Source organism: Clostridium polynesiense (assembly GCF_000820705.1).
Lineage (GTDB): Bacteria > Bacillota > Clostridia > Clostridiales > Clostridiaceae > Clostridium_AA > Clostridium_AA polynesiense.
The window spans coordinates 1-23,111 of the sequence record NZ_CCXI01000114.1; the positions used below are offsets into that span (position 1 = coordinate 1).

The window sequence follows — 23,111 nt, forward strand, 5'->3', positions numbered from 1 at the left end:
TTTCCAGAGTTGCTACCTTTTGACCTGGATATACTAAAAATATTATTGCTCCCACAGTAGTCATAGTTGCAGTAAAATTATTTACAAAGCCTACAACAAAAGCTCTTTTTAAATTAGGAATTATTATATCCTTTATTATTTGGATATTTTTTGCGCCTAAATCCCTGGCAGCATCTTCTATATCACCATTTATCTGAGATATAACCGCACTGCTTACCTTTGTGGTCATTGGCATCTGTTTAAATACACAGTTTAATACCACTATAGCTGCTGTTCCTGTAAGAGGAAGAATAGGTCCGTTAAAAGCAAGTATATATCCTATTCCAAAAAAAGTTCCCGGGAGAATGTAAGGAAGGGTTGCTATAAAGTCTACCGTCTTCATTCCTCGTATACTTCTTCTTTCATTGAAATATGAGATCATCATTCCCAAAATACTCCCTAAAACTCCTGCTATTAAAGAATACACTATACTTCTTATAAAGCTGTCCAAACTATAGTCCTTTAATTTAATATAATTTTCTAAAGTAAAACTCATGTTTCCTCTTACGTATTTTGAAAAAGAGGATATAAATATGCTTAAATACTGAAGAAGCATCACCGCTGCATAAAATGCAGTTATCATAGCCAGTGATGATTTTAAAAATCCTTTTAAAGCAAATTCATTTTCCGAAGAGGTTACTTTATTGTTCCCAGCCAGTGCCAAGGCAGACTTTTTCATATAAAATCTATATACAAAAAATGCTATCAATGCAGGCACCAATATCAAAACACTCATAGCAGAGGCTAATGCCATATTGGAATGTGCGATAATATTAAGATATACCTCCGTAGCTAACACATTAAAAGACCCACCTATAACCATAGGGGTCCCAAAGTCCGACAAAGATCTTATAAAGGTCAAAAGAGCAGTTACTATAATTCCCGGCACCATAGAAGGAAGTAATATTTTTCTCACCGCATAGGAGGGCGAAGAGCCTAAATCCTGGGAAGCCATAAGCAGACTCTTATCTATTCCCTGAATGATACCTATAAGAAGAAGACTGTTTATTGACACATTGGATATGGTCTGCATAAGCACAATTCCCAGCCATCCGTAGGGATTCCATGACAGCTTCAACAACCTGTAGGTAATGAACCCCCTCCTTCCAAAAAGACTTATGTACGCCAGCGAGGATACAAAAGGAGGTGAAATCATAGTAACCATAAGCACCAGCGTCAAAATCTTCTTCATTCTGCTGCCGCTAAAGGAGGCATAAACAGCTATGCATAAGGAAAGAATTGTTGAAAATACTGTTGTAAGCACTCCCACAAATATGCTGTTGTAAATAAGCTGCTTATTATTCTGAATTAAATCCTTATATAACTTAAAGCTGAATGCCCCCTCCGGAAAGAAGCTTTCCTTAATAACTTCTCCAACAGGCCAGAGTATAAATATTAAAACCAATACAACTATTGCCGAAAAAACTGCCTTTTCAAAAACGTAGTTAAAAAAGGTACCTGATTTAGATACCTTTTTATTAAATACACTATTTCCCACCTTTTTCACCTATCATTTTAGACCATTTTTCTAATACTGCTTCTCTATTTTTTCCAAATAATGATAAGTCCTGCTTTAAAAGCTTATCCTGAGTAATAGAAATTTCTACACCTTCTATACTTGGTTTAATTAATTTTATCGTTTCGTTTTTCATTTCTTTTATGTTTTCATCCTTAAATACCCAGGACATAAACTCCTTAGCTGCTGGGTAATTATCTGAATTTTTAAATACAGCAACCCCCTCAGGAACCCATGGAATACCATCTTCAGGGTATACTACTGTTACATTTTTTTCTTCCTGAAGCTTTTCAATTTCTTTATTTATATAGGTTATACCTATTGCAACCTCTCCAGCAACGGTTTTCTGACTGGGATCCTTTCCTCTCTTAGAGTAGAAAGGTATATTTTTATTTAACGCTTCAAAGTACTTCCAGCCTTCCTCTTCCCCTTTGTTCTGAAGAAGTGAGTTTACTACTGCGTAGTTTGTTCCTGAAATTGCAGGATTAGACATTAATATCTCATCCTTATACTTTGGATCCGTTAAATCAGTCCATTTTTTAGGAACCTCAAGGTTCTTTTCTTTTAAAATATCATTATTTGCAATGAAACCTACTACCGTTAATCCTTTGCTGAACCAGTAGTGATCTTTATCTTTAAAAGGTTCTACAATCTTATCTGCACCGTCAAAATCACATTTCTCCAGAAGGCCTTCTTCTTTTGCCTGCATAAATGCGTCTATTCCTCCGCCAAACCACACATCAGCCATAGGCTTATTGCCCTCAGCCTTTGTTCTTGATAAAACCTCTCCGGAAGACATAGATAAAAATTCCACCTTAATACCTGTTTCTTTAGTAAATTTATCAAATAATGACTTATATTCTTCAGAAGTTGCTATTATCTTTAGAGTTCCTTCTGCTTTTCCTTCATTAGAAGGAGTACCACCTTTATCTGATGCTTTTGTTCCGCAGCCTATCATTGAAAAAGAAAGCATGCATGACAAAAGAACACTTAATATTTTACCTTTCCTATTCATTCTTTTCCTCCTCTTATATTTATCAATATTTATTCAACCGATTTAAATTATATCATATTAATTTTGTAAACTTTATAGATTTTCTCTATAGCTTAAAGAACATCTATGGATAAAATCTATAAATATTTTCTTTACTTATTAAGATGTTAAAATGTATATAGTCATTTAAATAAACAACGATATAGGAGAAAATAATTATGATAATAGATACTCATCTTCATGAAAATAAATATTCAGATGACAGCCTTATGACTTTGAAAGAGGCGGTAAAGGCTGCAAAAAATGTCGGATTAGACGGTATTTGTGTAACTGACCATGAAAGCAATGATTTAAGAAAAGACATAGGTCCCTCCTTTGAAATGGATGGAATCTTAGTTATAGTAGGTGCAGAAATATTAACCTATGAAGGTGATATTTTAGTTTTTGGAGTTGAAAATCTTCCTAAGGAAAAACTTCATGCCAGGGAACTTCTGGAGATAGTTAATAAGGCAGGAGGAGCAGCTATAGCCGCCCATCCTTATAGAAACAACAACAGGGGGCTAGAGGATCATATAAGAGAAGTGCACTCATTATTATCCGGTGTAGAGGCTTTTAACGGCAGTACAACTCCACATGCTAATTTAAAAGCTTATGCCGCTGCTATGGAGTTTAACCTTGGCTGCTTTGGAGCAGGAGATTCTCACGTCACTAAAAAGGTAGGCTCCTATGCCACTGAGTTCAAAAGGGATATAAAAAACGAAAGTGATTTTGTAAAGGAAGTAAAAGAAGGAAATTTCTGCCCTGTAATCAGAAAAAAAGATGGCTTTGAAAGAATTAATATCTACGACACATTAAAATAAAAATCTATAACGAATTATACTAACTTCCACTGATTATAAAGCTTATATAGACTTAAATATTTCTTATTATTACATTGCATTAACTCCCTCTGATTATAAAACCCCTTATGTACTATATAGTACATAAGGGGTTTTATAACTAATATTTTTCCTTTACATTCACTTTTAAAAATATTATTTTATCTCCACAGGTTATCTCAATTAAATTTCTTCCAGGAGATATGGCTTTAATAGTTCCATCTGGCTTTATAGTCACAAATTTCATATGATTTATTATCTTATAGGATATAGGAGGAGGTTCCGCCCCTTCAGGCTCAATCTCCATATTATAATTAAGCTTAAATTCATCTCCTACCAGCATTATCTTTTCAGATTCAGGTATGGAGAAGCTTTTTACTCTGACCTCAGGCATAACAGAAACATTCACTATGGACTTTTTATCTCCACAGCTTATAACTACATCAGCATCACCGGGAGATAAGGCTTTAACAACCCCATCCTCAGAAACCTCTATAATTCCCTGAGAAGATTCTGTCTCATAGATAAGCTTGGGTACCTTTGAATCTTTAGGCTGTATTTCCACCGTAGTCTTAAGCTTATATTCCTCTCCTACCCTGAGATTAACTATACTCTCCAGTTTTACAAAATTAATCACCGGATTAACCTTAACCTCTGCGGTAGCTTGTACCTTTGAAGAGTTAACCTTTAGCTTGGCCTCTCCAACGTTTAACCCTCTCACTATCCCATCATTATCTATCTGTAAAACTTCCGAATTGTCAGATTGCCAATGTAGATCTGTTTTTTTAGCATAAGAGGGAACTATTTTTCTTTTAAAATTTATTTTAGCTTCTTCTCCTACTATAATACTTAATGCATTTCCTCCGGAAAAGATTATATTATCCTGAATAGGCTTCCAAAACCCCTTAGAAAACATTACATACTGAAATAATATTATACCTCCCCATGCTAAAAGGAAGATAAGACTAATAACTATGTATTTTCCCTTTTGTTCCCTACCTTGTGTTTTAATTTTACTTAACAAATTATACACCCCTACTTCAAATTAACTTTACTAAATGTAAGATTCTCATCGCAAAATTAATTTTAAAATTCTGCAAAAGTCTTCCATGCTCCCTACAGTAATTTGTCTTATATCAATTATATATCTTGCAGTATGAAATATATGTCTTTTCTTGTAGCTGCTTATAATTATTAATGATTCCAGCAAAGAATTATACATATTTTAGTCACTCGGTTATTTTTTTAACAGAAGTTGTAGGAATTATTTATCTGCATTAAACTTTTATGAATATAAACCCTTAAGTAGGCAAAAAGACCAGAATTCCTCTGATCTTTTTAATGTCAAATTAGAAGTATATTACAAAGTTAAGCCCTTATATAAAACAACCCTTATATAAGGATAATTTTTCATATGTACTGTTAATTTTAAAATAGCACCATTTTACTTAAACATTATCTGAACTTTTCAAGGATTTTAAAGAAATACCTAAGGAACCAAGGGTTTTACCGTTTTTCCCTGAGTTATTCTTTATTATGTACTCGTACTGCTCATTGGTTATAGGATAATAGACATCTTTTTTAAACATCAAGCCCTCTTGTCGTTTAAGGGCAAAAAAAGTTCTGTCTTCACCTACAGAAAAATATCGTTCAGCTTCATTTTTCATTATTACATATTTATTACCACTGAAATCTTTAGCCTTAAAGCAGTCTTTTTCCTCTTCAGTTATGGTACATCTCAACAAGGTTAAATCTTTTAAAGTTATATCCTTATTTATCATGTAAAAAACCTCAACAAAATAAAATTAATATTTGATTACTACCATATAGTATTAATAATACCATATGTAGTATCTAAAATAAAGCATTATTTAATGGTTATTTAAATATTATTAAAATATTATTTTTGCAATTACATATTATCTTAATAAATTGTTCAAAATAAATCTTAAACTTATATTTTATTACATTTTATACCAAAAAGAAAATAAAAACAACCCTGCAGCTTTTGCCGCAGGGATTTTATGTAAATATATAAGATTACATTAGATATTTTTATAGAAATTTCCCTTCACACTGAGGTTTGTGTAAATATATAATCTATGATGTCTTTTATTACTAATTATAATATACTTGGAAGGCCTCTTTATTTTTTTTAATAACCTTGAGGAAGACATCAACTAAATCAGGATCGAATTGAGTTCCTTTATTAGCAACAAGCTGATTAATAGCCTGATCCAGGGTTAAAGGATTTTTATAAGGTCTATGAGATACCATGGCATCAAAGGAATCTACTACAGTAAGGCATCTCGCTTCTATAGGTATGTTGTTTCCTTTAATGCCTCTAGGGTATCCCTTTCCGTCATATCTCTCATGATGGCAAATAACCGCAGGTATCACCTTTGTTAAATTAGGGATATGCTTAAATATTGCTACAGAAAGCTCCACATGTTTTTTCATTATTTCATATTCTTCGTCAGTAAGCTTTCCGGGCTTAGTCAATATGCCTTCGGGAATTCCTATCTTACCTATATCATGAAGAAGACCGGCATTTCTTATTATTTCTAACTTTTCTTTATTAAATCCTAATTCTCTTCCCAGCATAACACCGAATTTTGCAACATTTTCAGAATGTCCAAAGGTGTAGTGATCTTTAGCATCTATTGCAGCAGCAAGTGCATATACTGAAGAAAGCAATATATCTTCTCCTTCTTTTTTCACTTCTTTTTCTACAATATTTTTTTCATATATTACGCATCTATTTCTTCCGCTTCTTTTAGCGTGGTACATGGCTTTATCTGCTTTTTCTAAAATTTCCTCTTTGTTTGATGCATTTTCCGGATAAGACGCTATACCGGCACTTATAGAAAGAAACTGATTAACCTCAGTAGATTCATTAAATCTAAGCTGTATTTCCATTCTAAGATTGTCTACTAATTTGTAGGTTTCATCAGCGGAAAGATTGGGAAGAATTAAAGCAAACTCTTCTCCTCCATACCTCGTTGCAATTCCTTTATTTTTAACTTCTTTCTTCAATATCTTTGCTATTTCCTTTAAAGCTTTGTCACCGGCAGAATGACCATATAAGTCATTATAAAATTTAAAATAGTCTACATCAAGCATGGCTATAGAAAATCTATCATACTCATTAAGTAAGATTATTTCATCAAGACATTCGTAAAAATGCCTGTGATTATATAACCCTGTAAGACCATCAGTAATAGCCTGGACTTTAGCTTTCATATAATTTCCGGCATTTTCAATAACTACCGCAGCACCGTTTGCTATAGTCATTAATATATCTATATCATCCTTTTGATAGGGAGTCCCATCTTTTTTTTCCGATACTATAATAATTCCTATTAAATTATCCCTAAGCTTTATGGGAATAAGTAAATCCGGATTCATTTTATTTATCTGTTCCTTCTCCGCAGACCATAGGGATTTAAAGTAAGAACCGTCATTCACCTCATCACCGGTAAGTATATTATTTTCTTTAAACCACTTAACCAGCGGATGAGACTTGTTCATTAAAAATTCCTTTTCATATATATTATCTTCTTTACAGCATTTTATTACCTTATAGCTTTGTTCTCCTTTAGTATCCAGAAGAAGATAAATGTTTTCAGGCTGAACGGTGTCATTAACTACCTCTATGATATCCTTTATAATTTCATTAATATCAAGCGTGCTGCTTATAGCTTGACTGTATCTTCTTAAAGAACTTTTTTGATTAACCTTATCTTTGTAAAAAATATTATCAATATAGTTAATTATTTTATCCATAATTTTATTGGTGAGAAAGGTATTCAACACTCCTAAAACCGCCCCGGATATTATAATACCGCAGAATAAATTATCCTCAAGCAGTATTAAAATCCCATAAAGCAGCACCGAAAACAGCAGCGCCTGATTGATTATATATATAACAGATAACATTACCTTTCTAATCAATAACCTTGCTCCCAGAAATCTATACCTGTAAATTGAATATGCAATAAGCAGTGCATTAGCGGTATTCAGAGCTATATCCACAGGGTATTTTCCTATATTAGGCTCTAAGTTTAAAAGTGTACCTATTTGGGAAAGTATCATTCCTACTAAAATATATTTAACATTGGCAAAGGATACTTCTTTTTTTGTAACCTGCCTTATTATATTTATAATGGACAGAAGCACATAACTAACTCCCCAAAAAGCAAAGATTACTGAGCCATAATCCATTTCATAAACTAATATACCCTTTGACATATAGGCAGACTTCACTACATATCCTCTAAGATTCATTATCTGAAGCATCAATGATCCTAGGTAGCCTATTTTCAATAAAAGCTTACTGGAATTGGCATTAGTGTATACAAGTGAGAAGTGATAAAACAATATAGGAATACCTATAGTGCCTGCCAGCATTATTCTGTTCCAAAATAGAGAACCGGGAAAAACCTCAAGCCTCATAAACAGTGATCCTAAAGACCACGCAAACATTAAAATTAAAAATATGCTGTAAAGCTTTCTTACCTTATTTTTCTTGGAATAACAAAATACTAATAGCAAAAACGAAAAACAGATTAAAGTTGCTGCAGGTATAAGTATATTTATTGTAGGTAAGTTCATTAAATCACCCCAAAATTACTGCATTTAAGATAAGAGATTTTTAATAGCTTCTTCTTCTGGATTAATTTTATTAAAGGACATTTTATGGATATCTTTTAATTCTTTAAATTTTCCTGGTTTTACTTCAGTTAATATGAGAGGATCTCGATTTAGAAGAAGTTCAATATCCCTGTAATCTTTATCAATCTCCTTAAGTGCATTATTAAATAGTTCTTTAACTTCGCTGTGTGATATGGTTTTTTCATGGAATTCATAATATATGTGTAATGATGGTTCGTTATCTATATACTCTTTTGATGCCACCCAATCCTTTATAGGAAGCTTGGATAGCTTAAATGCATTTTCAAGAGTTTCTGATGTAATTCTGGTAAAACCCGCTAAATCGATTATGTTGGCTATTCTATCTACATAACGTATTTGAGGCAGATATATCCCGTATTCAGCATTGTCCGCAGCGGTACACTTTATTATATCACCTACACGATATCTAACAAAGGATCCACCTTTAAATTTAGTTGTCACAAGCTCATATTTTTCCCCGGGTTTAATTTCATTTAAAAGCAGGGTCGATGGCACATAATTAGGATCATTAAGGCTTTTTAAGGATTCCTTTTCAGGTATAAACTCCAAAAAGTTTACATCCGGATAGAATGTAAGCCCTTTATCTCCCCAAGTTTCTGTAGCCACAAAAGTGAGCTCAGTTCCTCCGTAAACCTCAATAGGCTTTTTACCCCAGTAATATTCAATTTGCTCTACAAAACTCTGAGTATCTGTACCTCCGCATAGAATGCCCTTCAAATTCCATATATCCTTAGGCAATACGGGTCTTTTATAAATTTTGCTCTTTAACGCCGCAGTTATTACCTTATACCACATATAAGGAGTCTTAGGTTTATACCCTCCATGGGAACCACCCTTGCCCTGCTTATTGGCAAAGCTTTCTCCTATTCTCACTAAAACGCTGGATAGTCCGAAGAATAAATCTATGCCTCTTTCAATACCCATCTGAAAGCCCTGTATATTTCTTTCCTCAAAGGTCATGTCTTGAGCCTTATCCAGAGGCGGCAGATAGCTGAATTGTATTTCATTACCTACTATGTAAGGCAGCAGTCCTGTAAGATAAGGAAGTGTAGCCATGCCATAAAGAAAGTTATCGTCTTCTCTTAAGGTAAAATGTCCTTTTTTATCACTGGTGGATAATATTAGGCTGGCCATTACACATTTTGTGTGTTCCTGAAGCATGCTTTCTGAGAATGGAGCAAGCTTTATAGGATGGCTTCCTCCCTTCCAGGTTGTCTGTATCCAATATTCTGTTTTAGAGGGAAGCTTATCCTCCTGCTTGTTCAGCAATATATCAGCATAGTCGTCGTATGTGGTCAAAGGTACCTTTTCTCTAAATTCCTGAATGCTCTTTGGCTTAACCCCTTTTCCCATAATCCTTTCACCTATTTCACTTTTTGAAAGGAGATCTATCTGCTCCATTAAGAGTCTTTCCTGTATTTCCATCACTTCATCTATAGATAGATCAAGAAATCCACAATACTTACTCCAAATCTTATCATAATCTTCGTTTCTAAGCATTTCACTTAAAGTCATTTAATTCTCCCCTTTGTCCCGTTTTACTAAATTAATTGTATTTAAGCATCTTTTAATGCTTCTAGCATTAGGTATCAGCATAGGAGTAGATTTTTTATAATTAGTATATTCTTTAAACACCTTTTCAAAGAAGCATTTTTCCTGCAGAATTACATATATCACATCTAAACCTGTCCACAATATTCCCGCCAATAGGAGCCAACTGGATCCTGTTGTTAAAAAAAGAAATATAAAAAATAAAAAAAACCATATTACTCCAGGATGCCTGCATAAAGCGTAGGTTCCCGTGTCTACTAATCTGTTATGAAATTCACTTCCGCCATAGGTTTTTTGAAATGGAAGTTCTAAAAAAAGCGAGTATATCAGCAAAAACAAGCAAAGTAGGGACATTAGAATTGAAATTTGACTAACGAAAGGATATATTGTTATCCTGCTCCCCAGAAAAGCAAGTTTATACGTGCTGTACCCTAAAGATATTAACCCGGCAAGTCCACAAAGTCTTTTAAATGTCGCCATTCCCTTTAGATTAAACACATCAAATAAAAAGAAAAGTATGAAAGAAAAAATTCCTAATATTATATATCCCATATTGTCCGCCTTTCTCCTAAAGTATAAGTTAATTATTACATATTTTAGAAATATAAGTCAATTTATTTATAATTGTGTTTTTTTATTTTAAATAAGTAAGTATAATTATCCACATTTGCTTTTATACATCAGATTATTAAACTTAAGGTAACCTTTATTCCTTTAATTAAATTATAGGACTTTTTACCTAGCTAATAAACAGAAAAACTGAAAATCTATAATAAAATATGAAATTTTTTCTAATATTGAAATATATTCTTTTGCGCTAAAAAGCACGCTTAAACTTTATTTTAAAACTATAATTTTTTAAATATAGACTTTTTCCTTGAAGACCTGCTTAATCTTTCTTCATTATAGCTGTAATTTTATTTGGAATATGTACATCTTTTATTTAAAATCCGGTCTAAGGTTTATCCACAAATCTATAGTTTTTATCTTAATATCGGGATTTTTTATTTGAAAGCAATGGTAAACAATATAATATAGATAGGTATTATAACTAAACTTACAGCAGTGGTGAGCATGCAGGTTACCGCTGCATTCTTATGATCTCCTCCATAAGCTTCCGCTACGATTGCTGCCTGTGTCATCGCCGGCATAGCTGATTCTAATATGAATACCTTTTTCATAAGAAGAGGCATATCCATATTTCTTATTAAAAGGAAAATCAATAAAGGGGCTAATATAAATCTCCCTATGAGTATAGCTCCATTCTCTCTATTAAATTTAATATCCTTTAAATTTAATCTGCTTAAGGTAATTCCTATAAAAAATAAAGATAAGGGCGTTGTAAGGTTTCCAATATATGTACAGGTAGACAGTATAAATTTAGGCAGCCTTACATCGAGTAAAACTATAACTATAGAAATGGCAAAGGTAATAATAGGAGGAGAAATAATATTTTTCAAAGATTTTTTAGATAAGAAAGCTATCCTTCTGTCGTCAATATCCCTTCTTATTCCGTAAACACCTATAGTCCAAAAAAATAATGTGTTGGTAATATAATATATAAGAACATATTCAGTACTTTCGGCTCCAAACACCGCTGTATTTACCGGAAGCCCTATAAAAATTGTATTTGAAAGAGCAAACATCACGTTAAATAACCCTCTTCTGCTTTTATCGACCTTTAAAAATGTAGCTACTAGATTGCCTATGACATATGTAACAATCATAGTCAAAAAAGCCGCTCCAGCTCCTTCAAAAGCATTGTTCAGAGATTCCCTGCTGAAACTGGTAGTAAGATTAGAAATCATAAACGCCGGAAGAGAAAGCTTAATTATCAAATTAGAAAAAAGTTTTCCTGTATTTTCATCGAACCACTGTTTTTTTGAAAGATAAAATCCTACTGCAGTTAACAGAAATATAGTCATAACACTCTGCAGTGCATCTAAAATCAACGGTATCCCTCCTTTTGCGCACCTGCCATAAAATGTAATCACCCCAGGGGTGGTTACATTTTATGGAAAAGGCCAGTTCTTGTGTATTGTGCACAAGAACCGGCCTTTTTAAATTATTTGAGCCTATAAGTTTCATTTTTGTCTTATGCGTTAGTGAGCTTTTATACTATGTTTAAAAAAGTAACTTTATAATTTAAAGTACCTGTAAAAACTTTATTAACCATATAAAATTTTATATCACTAACCTTAATTTGTCAACGTTTCCATAACACTCCTTAATTTATAAATGATATGGCTCTTATGTATGGGAAAGAGGAATTATATCCATTTAAAGTAAGCACCCCAGGGGTAGTGGAATAAAATACCACTACCCCTGGGGTGCTTACTTTATTTTACAACTACTTCACAAAGTGTTGTATATAACTTAATTTCATATCTTTGTTAGTTAATTTCAATGATTTATATCATATCTCCCGCAGTTAATATGTTTTTACCGGATTCCTTAGAAGCAATAACAAACTCTTCAGCTTTTTGCATCACTTCTTCTAAAGGTAACTGCATATCATCAGAAAAAGCAACTCCTATGGAAACCGTAACCTTTAATCCTTTATCTATGTTTGTCCACCTAACCGCTTGTATGCTCTTTCTTATCTGTTCACCTTCGTATGCTCCCTTTTCCGCTTCCATGTTATCCAATACCACTAAAAATTTATCAATATCATATTTTATTACTAAGTCTGAATCTCTCACTTTTCTTTGAATTATTTTAAATACTGCTTTTATAACCTTATCTGCTACAGCTTGTCCATAAACATTATTTATATGTTTGAAGTCATCAATGTCCACCACTAATAAGCAATATTTATCAATCATACGCTTTTTTTCCAACCAATAGCTGTTTACATTCTCAACATCTTTTATATTATGGTAATTCATAACTTCATCGGATAAATGCATTTTAAAAATAATATTGTTAGATTCTTTTAAGAGTCTGTCATTTTTTAAATACTTGCCTACATAGCTGTTAAAGCTGTTTATTAATTGAGAGACCTCTTTAATGCTGGACTCTTCCTTTACTATTATCTTTTCAGCACTTTCATTAAGGTATAGCTTTTCTGCGGCTTGAGATATCATCATAATAGGATTAGCCAGCTTTTTAGATATATATGTAGAAAAAGTTATAACTATCACAAATATGGCAATCATAAAATAAAAATATATCAGCTTTTCATTATTTAAATCCTTAAGAAGAGACCTATATGATGTTAAAGAATAAAGAACATAACCCTTGCCGTTGTAAGTGAAATTTTCCTTTTCATATATAGTTTTATCAACAGCCTTTTGAATCTTAGTTTTTGCTTTATCATTTGCATATAAGTATCGAAGTATTTCTTCATTATATGTTTGTCCAACAATTCTTTTTTTATTTGACAGAATTATATTGTTAGATGAATCCAAAAGAATAATATCATGTTTTAAGACATTTAATTTATCGTATATATGATAATTATCATTACTGAGGATATCCTTAGCGTTGTCCATACCACCATCATTATAAAATATGTTTTTCACCTGCAGGATATCTTGTTTTAATTCATTTCTAAGGTTCTGCATAAGTATTTTATGGCTTCTGTTTATACTTACTACGGAAAAAGTAAGGAGGGTTATCACCGTAAAAAAAGCCAAAATATTTTTAATGATAAATTCTAAAGAAAGCTTATCATACTTTTCTTTTAAAACCCTACAAAATCTGCTTCTTACAAAGAGGATGATGAGAATATTTACAATCATCACATTTATTATTTGGTTAATACCTAATTTAAGGGTAGTCATCAGACTTTCCTTTATTGTATCTTCAAGAAAAAAATAATAAGTAATGAAGGTAAATGGACCTCCAAATACTGTCCAATATATAAGTACTCCTTCAGTGGAGTATTTATAATTCTTTTTAAATAAGACTCCCAGCACAAAAGTTAATATTGTAAAGTTTAGTGTAGTATAAGGATGATCCCATATATATATAAGACTTGAATTGCCGATTATAGAGGATATTAACCCTATCCAGGGACCATATATTGCTGCCAAGAAAATAGAAAAAATATTACCAAAGGTAAATTTAATTAACAATATATTAGGCAGCGGAAGCAAATTAACAATAAAGTTTAAAAAAGTGAAGATTGAAATTATTAAAAAATCCTTTTTTTTACTCAGAATTTATCCCCCTTTCTGTGTCACATCCAGACAATTTCAAAAAATAATAAATTAAACTCAAGTATAGTTTATCTTATAAAAACGGTTCCTAATTTTTAAATCAATGACCCTTGGTATAATACCCCATTTAAGTAATTCATTATTACTTACACCACAAATTATATATACAAGTTCCTTAAAAGTAAATATCTTTTGATAATTATTATCATTTGAATCCTAATGATGATTATTTTATGATGTAAAAGTAAATAAATGTAACTACCCCTGGGGTGCTTCCTTTTAAAGGAGGCACCCCAGGGGTAGTTACATTTTATTCCTTATAGTTAATTATTCCTTTTTCAGCCAGGTTATTATATCCTCTATAACTTCGTCTTTATTTACTTCATTAAGTATTTCATGCCTTCCTTTTGGATAAAGCTTCATTTCTACATTTTTGACTTGGGCATCTTTATACATTTGGTATAAATTTTTTACTCCTTTTCCGAAATAACCAACAGGATCTTCATCCCCAGACACTAAAAGTATAGGCATCTCTTTAGGAACCTTACTTAGGTTTTCTTTTTTCTGCCTTTCTTTTAATCCTCTAAGAAGGTAGTGATAAAAGGAGGTTGTACACACAAAACCTGCGTAGGGATCATTTAGATATTTCTGAAGCTCTTCTTCATCAGAGGTTATCCAGGCGAAGGGTGTCGCTGCAGGCATAAACTTCTTGTTAAAACCTCCAAATATAAGCTTATCCATTAAAGGACTTTTAGCCTTTCTTCCCTTTAGCTTCATCTCTAGAAAACTTATAAAAATCCCCACATCTGCAAGAAAATTAACTTGTCCATTACTTCCGCTTAGTACAACCTTATTAACAGTATCACCATACAGCTGAATGTATCTCTGAGATATAAAAGAACCCATACTGTGTCCAAAAAGAACTATAGGAAGATTATCCTCTTTCTGACGGATATATCTGTTCACCATATGCAGATCCTCAACCATAGCTCTAAAGCCGTTTCCCTCTCCAAGATAACCAAGCTCTTCTACATCTCCGGCTGTTTGACCATGCCCTCTGTGGTCGTTAGCATAAACTATATAACCTACCTCACATAGCTTCTGTGCAAAATACCTATACCTTGCAGCATGTTCAGCCATTCCATGAGCTATTTGAACGATTCCTGTGGGATTATTTCTCTCTGGAGTCCATTTATATAAGTACAGAAGATTGTCCTCTGAGCCCTTAATCTTAAAAGTTTCTTCTTTCATAAGCCTCTCCTTTCAATGACTATACAATCTCTTATTAAAATTATACATCACCAGTGAGGATATTTTCGCACATTATGTCAAAAAAACTCTTCCAATTCATGGTTTTCCAATAATCCTTCTTAGAATAAGCTCATGCTTTATTAAAATTTCATTTCTTCTATTTTAATAGCTTATTCTCCAAAATTTCCTTATATATTGATTTCTGTGCATTTTTCCCAAATACAAATATTTCTATTCACAAGCCTTATTTCAAACCTTATAAAACTTTTAAAATAAATATTTTTAATCCTTCAAGTTCTTAAATAGTTCCTAATTTATTATTACAACTAAAGAAAATATAATTATAAGAAAAATCCTCCTTACAGAGAATTTTTCTTATAATTTATTTTAAATATCTGCCTGGGTCTTCCTCTTCCTGATGGCTGTTCTTCCCCTACTGATTCTGCCAGACCTGCTTCCACTAGCGCACTAAGTATCCTTCTTGCACTTCTTAATGTTATATTTAAATTCTCAGCAATTTCATTTGCAGTAATAGTATCTTTATTTAAATTATTCATAAGGGCTGCTATCTTATTTAGAGTTATTATACTTACACCGCTTTTCTCAGCAATCTTTAAAAGCTCTTCATCTTGAGATTTTGCATAAAACTGAAGATTCTTCCCTTCCTCTAATGGCCCTACTACTTTGCCATCCTCCATTACCACATAGCAAGAGTTCTTATTATACGAAAGAGCGTATTTTAACGCTTCCTGACTGTTCTTCTCCGCATTGCTGCCATTATATCCATATCCTAAACCTATGCATACAGTGAAGGGCAGCTTTTTATTAATTTCATCAATTATAGGAATATATTTATAATTCTCAGTTATATTTTCTATAGATCCTCTAGTTGCATAAAAAACATATTCATCCTCATTTACAAACTTCATGGAAGCTTTAATGTTTTCACAAAAATCAATAAAAATTTCACTGAGGGTCAGCCTCATCCTTTGCTGAGCATATTCAGAAGGTGAGTAGTTTCCAATACTGCTCCAGTTAGGTATTTTTAAAGCTCCCACACATAGCTGTGCTTTTTTAGAATTTATACTTTCCGCCTGGAGAGAGGCAAGCTTAAGAGCTTCCCTAATAGAATTTAAGGTTGGTACTATCCTGTATACAGGAACTCCTAAAGCTTTTAGTCTGTCATAAGCTGAAGTTACACAGGTTACTGAAAAACAAATTTTCTTTTCCTTATAAAGCTTATAATGGAAATCGACAATTTTATCAGCAGCAATATAATCTTCATATTCCAGAGCATTAACTTTATATTCCTGAATATTAAGCTCTCCCATTACCTCTTCAATCTCATCTTTCTGAATAGTATCTATGCTAAAATTAATATTATTCTCCTTTATCCATTCCTTTGTTTCAAAAAAGCTAAATAAAACTTTGTAAAAAGCCGTTCCGGAATAAGAGACATATATCATAGGCAGATTGATGTCCAAAACTTTTCTAGCTGCATAATAAGGTATTGGTCCGGTAAATAATATCAGTTCCGAATTAATGGATGCTTCCTTTATTAGATTTATTATCTCATTATCATTTGTATATCCATAATTAATTAGTTGAAGATTTGCCTGAGCCTTTCCTTCTTCAATGGTTTTCTGTACCAAATCCAGGGGGCCGAGTACTGCTGTTTTAATACTCATTCTTTCACCTCTTTATCTCTATATCAGACTGCACAAAATCAATTCTATTAATGTCTATATAATTTACTTTAACTTATATTGCGGTTTCATCTCTTAAAACTTTAAAATCTTTGTCCTTATACCGTCTCTAATTACAGATTAACATTTAAATATATATTATTCAACGATGATATGTAAAATTTTATGGATAATAATGGATTCACCCCTAGGGTGCTTCCATTATTTTGAAGCACCCTAGGGGTGATGTAATTAAATTCCATATATTTTTTATTTGTTTAATTCCCTTCACTTAGATTTTTACTTAAAATCTTTTCTTTAATTATTTCTATTACCCCATTATCGCTATTTTTTCCTGCTAAAAATCTGGCATGCTTCTTCACTTCTTCAGGAGCATTTTCCATGGCATAGCTGTAATAAGCTTCTTCAAACATCTCCAAATCATTAAAGTAATCTCCAAAAACCATAGTTTCCTTCTTGCCGATGTTAAATTTTTTCTGGATCATCCTCATGGCTTTACCTTTATTTGCATCCTTATTAAAAATATCCACCCAAATCTCTCCGGAAACCTTTATCTGAAGCCTGTCTCTCCATTTTGTGTTAAAGAATACATAAGAATTTTTCTGAGCTCCATTAAAATCCATCACTGCAATTTTAATTATATCATCTGTAACTTTTGAGAAGTCATCAACTATTTCCAAGTGATGATAATATTTCTTAGCCTCTTCCAATATCTTATTATCATCATTATCTATATAAGCACAATTTTTTCCGCAGAGTATAAGATTTATATCCTTAACTTCTCTTGACTCTTTTATAATTTCCTCTACATACTCTTCTTTTATAACGCTTGAAAACATTTCCTTATCCTTATATTTTACCATTGTTCCATTTTCAGCAATGTATATAAGATTATCTGCAATATGCTCAAAATTCTGAAAGAGCATATGGTATTGCCTTCCGCTTGCTACTGCAAACTTAATATCTAAATCATCAATTTTTTTAAAAACCTCAAAAAAATCTCTCCCAAGCTCCCCTTTTTCATTTAATAAAGTCCCATCCATATCGCAGGCTATAAGTTTTATCATAGGTTATCTCCTTTATTTTAAATTATTTAATCAGTCTACTTCTTAATAACAAAGCATGACTACTCTCTATTAATTATTATTCCTTTTACCTAAGCTGTTGACAATGTTTTTTTCATATTATTTTCAGGTAATTATGATTTCTTATCCTAAAAATTTAATTATAATCCATATATAGAAAAATTTTAATGAGAATAAATTTCACTACCCCTGGGGTGCTTACATTTTATGTAAGCGCCCCAGGGGTAGTATTATTTTATATTTTGTGTTATTTATTTAAAGACCATTGAAACCTTTATTTAGCACTCCATTGGATAATTTAAACCTTAATGTTTTTTCAATAGTATTACCATTTATGTCCTTGACCCTAATATTTAAAATATATTCTCCAGGAGAATTAATTGTTTCTCCTATATAGACTTTTCCGTTTAAAGTCATATTAATCTCGTAACTGTAGTTTTCTTCATCTCCTGGAAAATCCACTTCTATCTCTGGTTTAACAGGCTTTGCATAGGTCTTTCCATCTTTTATTCCTTCAACTTCTATAACAGGAAGCATAGATCTATAAACAGTGTCACTAATTTCCCTGCTCAATGGACCGGTACTGGCATATTTAGTATTTGCATCCACGCCATTATTCTGCTTATTGGTTAGGATTATTATCTGCAGATTATTCTCTTTATCAAAGATAACTTGGGTTCCTGTAAATCCTGTGTGTCCAAAAGTACTCTTTGGTTTTAATTCACCCATGTACCAGTTTTTATTGATTTCAAATCCATATCCCTGATCAAACCTTTGAGGTTTTGTAAATTCATTTAATACCTTATCATCATATAGCTTGAAATTATTATAAGTACCTCCATTAAGCATCACTTGTCCTAATATCGCTAAGTCTTCTATAGTTGAAAATAGCCCAGCATGGCCTGCAACACCTTGATTAGCATAAAAAGCATTTCCATCATTAACTTCTCCCACCAGGGTATAATTTCTCCATCCGGTGAAATCTTCTACATTAACTTCAGAAACATATCCAAAATTATCATCTGCAACCATTCTGTATTCATATGGATTTCCCCAGGATGTTGCAGCTATCCTATCCCTCAAACTTATAGAGGGTGTAAACATTGTGTCCTTCATTTTTAAAGGCTTATAAATACTATTTTCAAGGTAGTCATCAAGCTTTTCTCCAGTAACCTTCTCTATTACAAAACCTAACGTCATATAACTAAAATCGCTGTAGACTCTCTTAGTACCGGTAGGATATTCTAGTGGGAGAGCAGATATATATTCAAGAACCTCATGAGGATTGCTTGCATGATAAAAGGTCGGCTTCCATGGGGTAAGTCCTGAGGTGTGAGTTAGAAGATCTTCTATAGTTACATTTTCTTTACCGCTCTTGGCGAACTCAGGTATATATTTTGAAACTTTATCACTTACATTGATCTTTTTCTCGTTTACTAACTTCATAATTCCCTGAGTTGTGGCCATTACTTTAGTGACGGATGCTAAATCAAATATAGTATCCTCTTTCATTTCTATAGGGTCCTTGAGCAAATTACCCATGTCATATTTCTTAGCATATCCATAGGCTTCCTTTTTCACTATTACTCCATTCTTTGATACTAGTACCGCGGCTCCCGGTGTAACTCCTGCATTAATGTGCTTATTAACTATTCTGTCTATTTCATCTATAATCTCGGAGTTCATGCCTACTTCTTCCGGATCACCTTCCGTAATCATAGTCTTTTTAGGTTTTTTATCCCTATGATTCTCAGCAGATACTTCAAGGCTGTTAGTTAAAAATATAGATACGCCCACACTTAGAGCGGTTAAAACGATTATAATTTTTTTGTTCAATAAAATTACCTCCTAAGTTTAAATCTTACATAAGATTACTTAGTCCACATTATATATAAACGCCTGGAATCCTTCAATATATTAGATTAATTGTTAAAGAAAGGTTAAAATATTTTGTTAAAAAATGTAACCACCCCTGGGGTGCTCCCTTTTTATGGGATCACTCCGGGGATAATTACAAAAGAAAACCTGCAACTTATGATTTATCATAAATTACAGGTTTTTTTGCTTTTACGTTTAGGCTATTATTTTAGCTTAGTTCCTTTACTGTCCTGAGTTATTAGATTTTTCTTCATAAGTCCTCCCAGGGCATTTTTAAAATAATTTTTGCTTACATTAAAGGCGCTATAAATATCTTCTGGAGAGCTTTTATCATTAAAAGGCATAAAGCCATTATGCTCTCTTAAATAAGATAATATTGTTTCCTGTATTAAAGGAAGTTCTTCTTTAGCAGCCTTCCTTGGAGTAAGTCCAAGCTTTCCTTCCTCATATATCTTATTCACTCTAAGCTCTAGGGTATCTCCGTAGTTGAGTTTATTAAAATACTCATTGTGAAGGACTATTCCTCTATAAAGATTATCTACAGCAACCATTGCTGTTTTATTTGTCTGAAAACCATACACCGTTCCCTTTACTATATCTCCAACTTTATATAGGTCACCGTTTTGAAGATGCTTTTCGATGTATGTAGTAGCTGCAATTCTTCCAGTTTTGTCTAAGTATATATAGAACAAATAAGATTTTCCTTTTTCTAAGTTATATAGCTTTTCCTTCAAAGGTACCAATATATCCCTATCAAGTCCTACTTCTAAGAAACAGCCTATATTGGTAACCGCGGCTACCTTTAAATAAGCAATATCTCCCACCTTTGCTAAAGGCTTTTCCAGAGTAGCTACCATTCTATCCTTGGAATCTCTATATATAAACACTTCAATTTCTTCGCCTTCCTGAAGCTTTTGACCCTTAGTATTATTATAAGGAAGAAGTATATCATCTACACTTTCTCCTGTACCTCCATCCAGAAAATATCCTATTTTCTTTTCTCTAACCACCTTTAAAGTATTGTAATCTCCTATTTTAATCAAACTCATTACCTCTCTTTATATATAATTTGTATTTTATTAAATTAATCTTTTATTGTTTATAAATTCTGTTCCTGTACCCTAGTATGTTGCCTTCACTCTTTATAGCAATAATATTATCTGCCTGAAACATGGTTTATATTACATAATTAGAGAATAACAGAAAAATCGATGAATTAAAAGCACAATATAAATAATGAAAAGTCAAATTTCCAGTAAAAGTAAGCACCCCAGGGGTGGTTCCATTAAATGGGGCTACCCCTGGGGTGCTTACTTTTTTTTACACGACCCTCTTACATAAACAAACTTCCTATAAGTTCTGTGGAAGCTAAGGGAAGCCCCTCCAATGGATTCCATCCATTGTCTAAAATCATTTTTATTCCTCTCTCTACAAAATTCACTGCGGTAATGGAGCTTTCCTCCAATGCACAACCTTGGAGAAGCTTGGCAAATAATATTGCAGTAAAAGCATCTCCTGTCCCTGGATAGGAGCCTTGGAGCTTTTCTCTTGATATTTCAAAGATTACTCCTGTTTCTTTATTGTAGCTATAGGTTGAGACTTTGTCCCCTTTAGGCACGGAAGTAATAACCACATACTTAGGACCAAAGCTGCTTAATTTTATTATGTATTCTCTGATAGCCTGCTCACTGATGCTTTCTTCATAAGGTATGCCAAGCAGAAAACACGCTTCAGTTAAGTTTGGTGTTATAATATGAGCTCTTTTTACCATATCTTTAATACTGTCTATATCAACATTTTTCATAAAGGAATAGAGTCTGCCGTTATCACCCATAATAGGATCCAGGACCACAAGACTATCTTTTTTTGCAAAGTTGTCCAAAAATTCTTTTGCATACTCCGTTTGCTGGGCTGAGGTAAATAAACCTAAATATATGCCTTGAAATTCTAAATTAAGATTTTTCCACTGTTTTGTATATTCCATCATAAAATTTGAATTGTCACTCTTTGAAACTCCTTTAAAGCCTCCATGAGAAGTAAAAAGTGCTGTAGGTATTGGGCTGACTTCTATACCCAGCCTGTAAAGTATAGGTATTATATTCATTAGGGCTGCGTTCCCATAGGATGCAAGATCATGAATAACCACCGCTCTCTTTCTCATAATGCACCTCATCTCCTTTCTTTAGTATAAAACAGCTTAAGTAAAACTCCCATATATATTTTGTAAGTATGGGAGTTATTTAAATATTAAATTTACAATTGTTAACTTAATTCACAGAGAGTGTACCGGCATTTATTTTAACAACATCGTATATAGAATTTATAATTGTTAATTTAATTCTTCAATTTCATTCCAAACAAAATCCATAAGTTCTTTAATGGTGTTTTCTGAAAAATCAAATTTAATTCCCATAGTTTCATAAAGCTCAGGCAGGGATTTTGACGAGCCAAGTGAAAGAGCCTCTTTATATTTCTCTACTGCTTTTTCAGGATTATTTTTATAATTTCTCCAAAGCTGAACTGCTCCTAACTGAGCAATTGCATATTCAATATAATAAAAAGGTACTTCAAAAATATGAAGCTGTTTCTTCCACATATGCTTAAGCTCCTGCTCATATCCCCTCCAGTTTACAAAGGCTTCGCTGAATTCTGAAGCTATTTCTGCAAACTTATCGTTTCTCGCATCACTGTAAGCCTCAGGATTAGTATATATCCACATCTGGAATTTATCCACTACCATCACCCAGATTATTGTTTTTAGTATACCCTTCAGCTGTTCTTTTACCGCTCTCTTTAATTCTTCCGGTTCCTTATAAAACTCCTGCCATTTATCCATAGAGAGGAGTTCCATCCCCATACTTGCCACTTCTGCAATTTCGCTGGGAGTGTTCATATAACCAAAAGCCTCCTGACTACTGCAGAGCATATCGTGGACGGAGTGCCCGCTTTCATGAACCAAAGTAGTTAAATCAGATTGACTGTTTGCTTCATTCATAAATATAAAAGACAGCTCAGTTATAGGCAGATAAGTACAGAATCCTCCTGGTGATTTAGCCTTTCTGCTTTTAAGGTCCAAGGTTTTTCCTTCTTTCATGGCATTAAGTACATTGTAAAAATACTCATCAGTATTTTTCAACATTTTAAGCACACCCTCAACCAACTCTTCAGTGCTTTCATAAGGTCTCAAAGGCTTTTCTCCGGTAAGTACCGCTTCTGTGTCCCATGGCCTGTAGTCGTCAACTCCCAAAGCTTCCTTATGCTTTTGCTGAAGCTTTCCATATAAAGGCACTATATATTTTTTTACTGATTCATGAAAGGTCACACAATCCTCAGGTGTATAATCAAACCTCAAAAG

Annotated in this window: 17 protein-coding genes; 1 reads left to right on the plus strand and 16 read right to left on the minus strand. The window is 32.8% G+C overall.

All coding sequences use genetic code 11. From position 1 onward, the window contains the following. Together TA89_RS10850 and TA89_RS10855 are read right to left on the minus strand one after the other, a co-directional pair. On the minus strand, positions 1-1,546 hold a 1,546-nt coding region (locus TA89_RS10850), incomplete at its 3' end, for an ABC transporter permease (protein ID WP_242850122.1). Next, a complete protein-coding gene (locus tag TA89_RS10855; protein WP_040213346.1) occupies positions 1,527-2,570 on the minus strand; it encodes an ABC transporter substrate-binding protein in 1,044 nt (347 codons plus the stop codon). The genes TA89_RS10855 and TA89_RS10850, both read right to left, overlap by 20 nt. Positions 2,571-2,767: 197 nt before the next feature. On the opposite strand from TA89_RS10855, the gene TA89_RS10860 reads away from it, so the two are divergent. Further along, positions 2,768-3,409, plus strand: a complete 642-nt coding sequence (locus TA89_RS10860; protein ID WP_040213348.1) for a PHP domain-containing protein — start codon at positions 2,768-2,770, stop codon at positions 3,407-3,409. 139 nt (positions 3,410-3,548) lie between these two features. Here TA89_RS10860 and TA89_RS10865 read toward each other — a convergent pair whose 3' ends face one another. From TA89_RS10865 to TA89_RS10930, 14 genes are all read right to left on the minus strand, one after another. Further along, the gene (locus TA89_RS10865; RefSeq protein WP_040213349.1) at positions 3,549-4,451 is read right to left on the minus strand and encodes an Ig-like domain-containing protein; all 903 of its coding nucleotides are present in this window, start codon (positions 4,449-4,451) and stop codon (positions 3,549-3,551) included. Between the two features lie 424 nt (positions 4,452-4,875). Further along, the gene (locus TA89_RS10870) at positions 4,876-5,208 is read right to left on the minus strand and encodes a hypothetical protein (RefSeq protein ID WP_040213351.1); all 333 of its coding nucleotides are present in this window, start codon (positions 5,206-5,208) and stop codon (positions 4,876-4,878) included. Between the two features lie 337 nt (positions 5,209-5,545). Next, positions 5,546-8,041, minus strand: a complete 2,496-nt coding sequence (locus TA89_RS10875) for a diguanylate cyclase (RefSeq protein WP_040213352.1) — start codon at positions 8,039-8,041, stop codon at positions 5,546-5,548. Between the two features lie 24 nt (positions 8,042-8,065). Then, a complete protein-coding gene (locus TA89_RS10880) occupies positions 8,066-9,637 on the minus strand; it encodes a GH3 family acyl-acid amido synthetase (protein WP_040213353.1) in 1,572 nt (523 codons plus the stop codon). Continuing rightward, complete coding sequence (locus TA89_RS10885) at positions 9,638-10,225, minus strand: methyltransferase (protein WP_040213355.1); 588 nt, start codon at positions 10,223-10,225, stop codon at positions 9,638-9,640. A gap of 452 nt (positions 10,226-10,677) precedes the next feature. Further along, positions 10,678-11,625, minus strand: coding sequence for an AEC family transporter (locus TA89_RS10890; protein WP_052447447.1), 948 nt, complete (start codon positions 11,623-11,625; stop codon positions 10,678-10,680). A 459-nt stretch (positions 11,626-12,084) separates the two neighbouring features. Further along, complete coding sequence (locus TA89_RS10895) at positions 12,085-13,710, minus strand: GGDEF domain-containing protein (protein WP_147590116.1); 1,626 nt, start codon at positions 13,708-13,710, stop codon at positions 12,085-12,087. Between the two features lie 453 nt (positions 13,711-14,163). Then, on the minus strand, positions 14,164-15,087 hold the full coding sequence (locus TA89_RS10900) for an alpha/beta hydrolase (RefSeq protein ID WP_040213358.1): 924 nt from the start codon (positions 15,085-15,087) through the stop codon (positions 14,164-14,166). A gap of 359 nt (positions 15,088-15,446) precedes the next feature. Next, on the minus strand, positions 15,447-16,775 hold the full coding sequence (locus TA89_RS10905; RefSeq protein ID WP_040213359.1) for a helix-turn-helix domain-containing protein: 1,329 nt from the start codon (positions 16,773-16,775) through the stop codon (positions 15,447-15,449). 275 nt (positions 16,776-17,050) lie between these two features. Further along, on the minus strand, positions 17,051-17,860 hold the full coding sequence (locus tag TA89_RS10910; RefSeq protein ID WP_040213360.1) for a Cof-type HAD-IIB family hydrolase: 810 nt from the start codon (positions 17,858-17,860) through the stop codon (positions 17,051-17,053). A 273-nt stretch (positions 17,861-18,133) separates the two neighbouring features. Then, a complete protein-coding gene (locus TA89_RS18020) occupies positions 18,134-19,714 on the minus strand; it encodes a serine hydrolase (protein ID WP_197073448.1) in 1,581 nt (526 codons plus the stop codon). 245 nt (positions 19,715-19,959) lie between these two features. Continuing rightward, complete coding sequence (locus tag TA89_RS10920; protein WP_040213361.1) at positions 19,960-20,799, minus strand: CvfB family protein; 840 nt, start codon at positions 20,797-20,799, stop codon at positions 19,960-19,962. A 290-nt stretch (positions 20,800-21,089) separates the two neighbouring features. After that, on the minus strand, positions 21,090-21,917 hold the full coding sequence (locus TA89_RS10925) for a pyridoxamine kinase (RefSeq protein ID WP_052447448.1): 828 nt from the start codon (positions 21,915-21,917) through the stop codon (positions 21,090-21,092). A 168-nt stretch (positions 21,918-22,085) separates the two neighbouring features. Beyond that, positions 22,086-23,111 (minus strand): M3 family metallopeptidase (locus tag TA89_RS10930; RefSeq protein WP_040213366.1); only part of this gene is annotated, 1,026 nt, incomplete at its 5' end.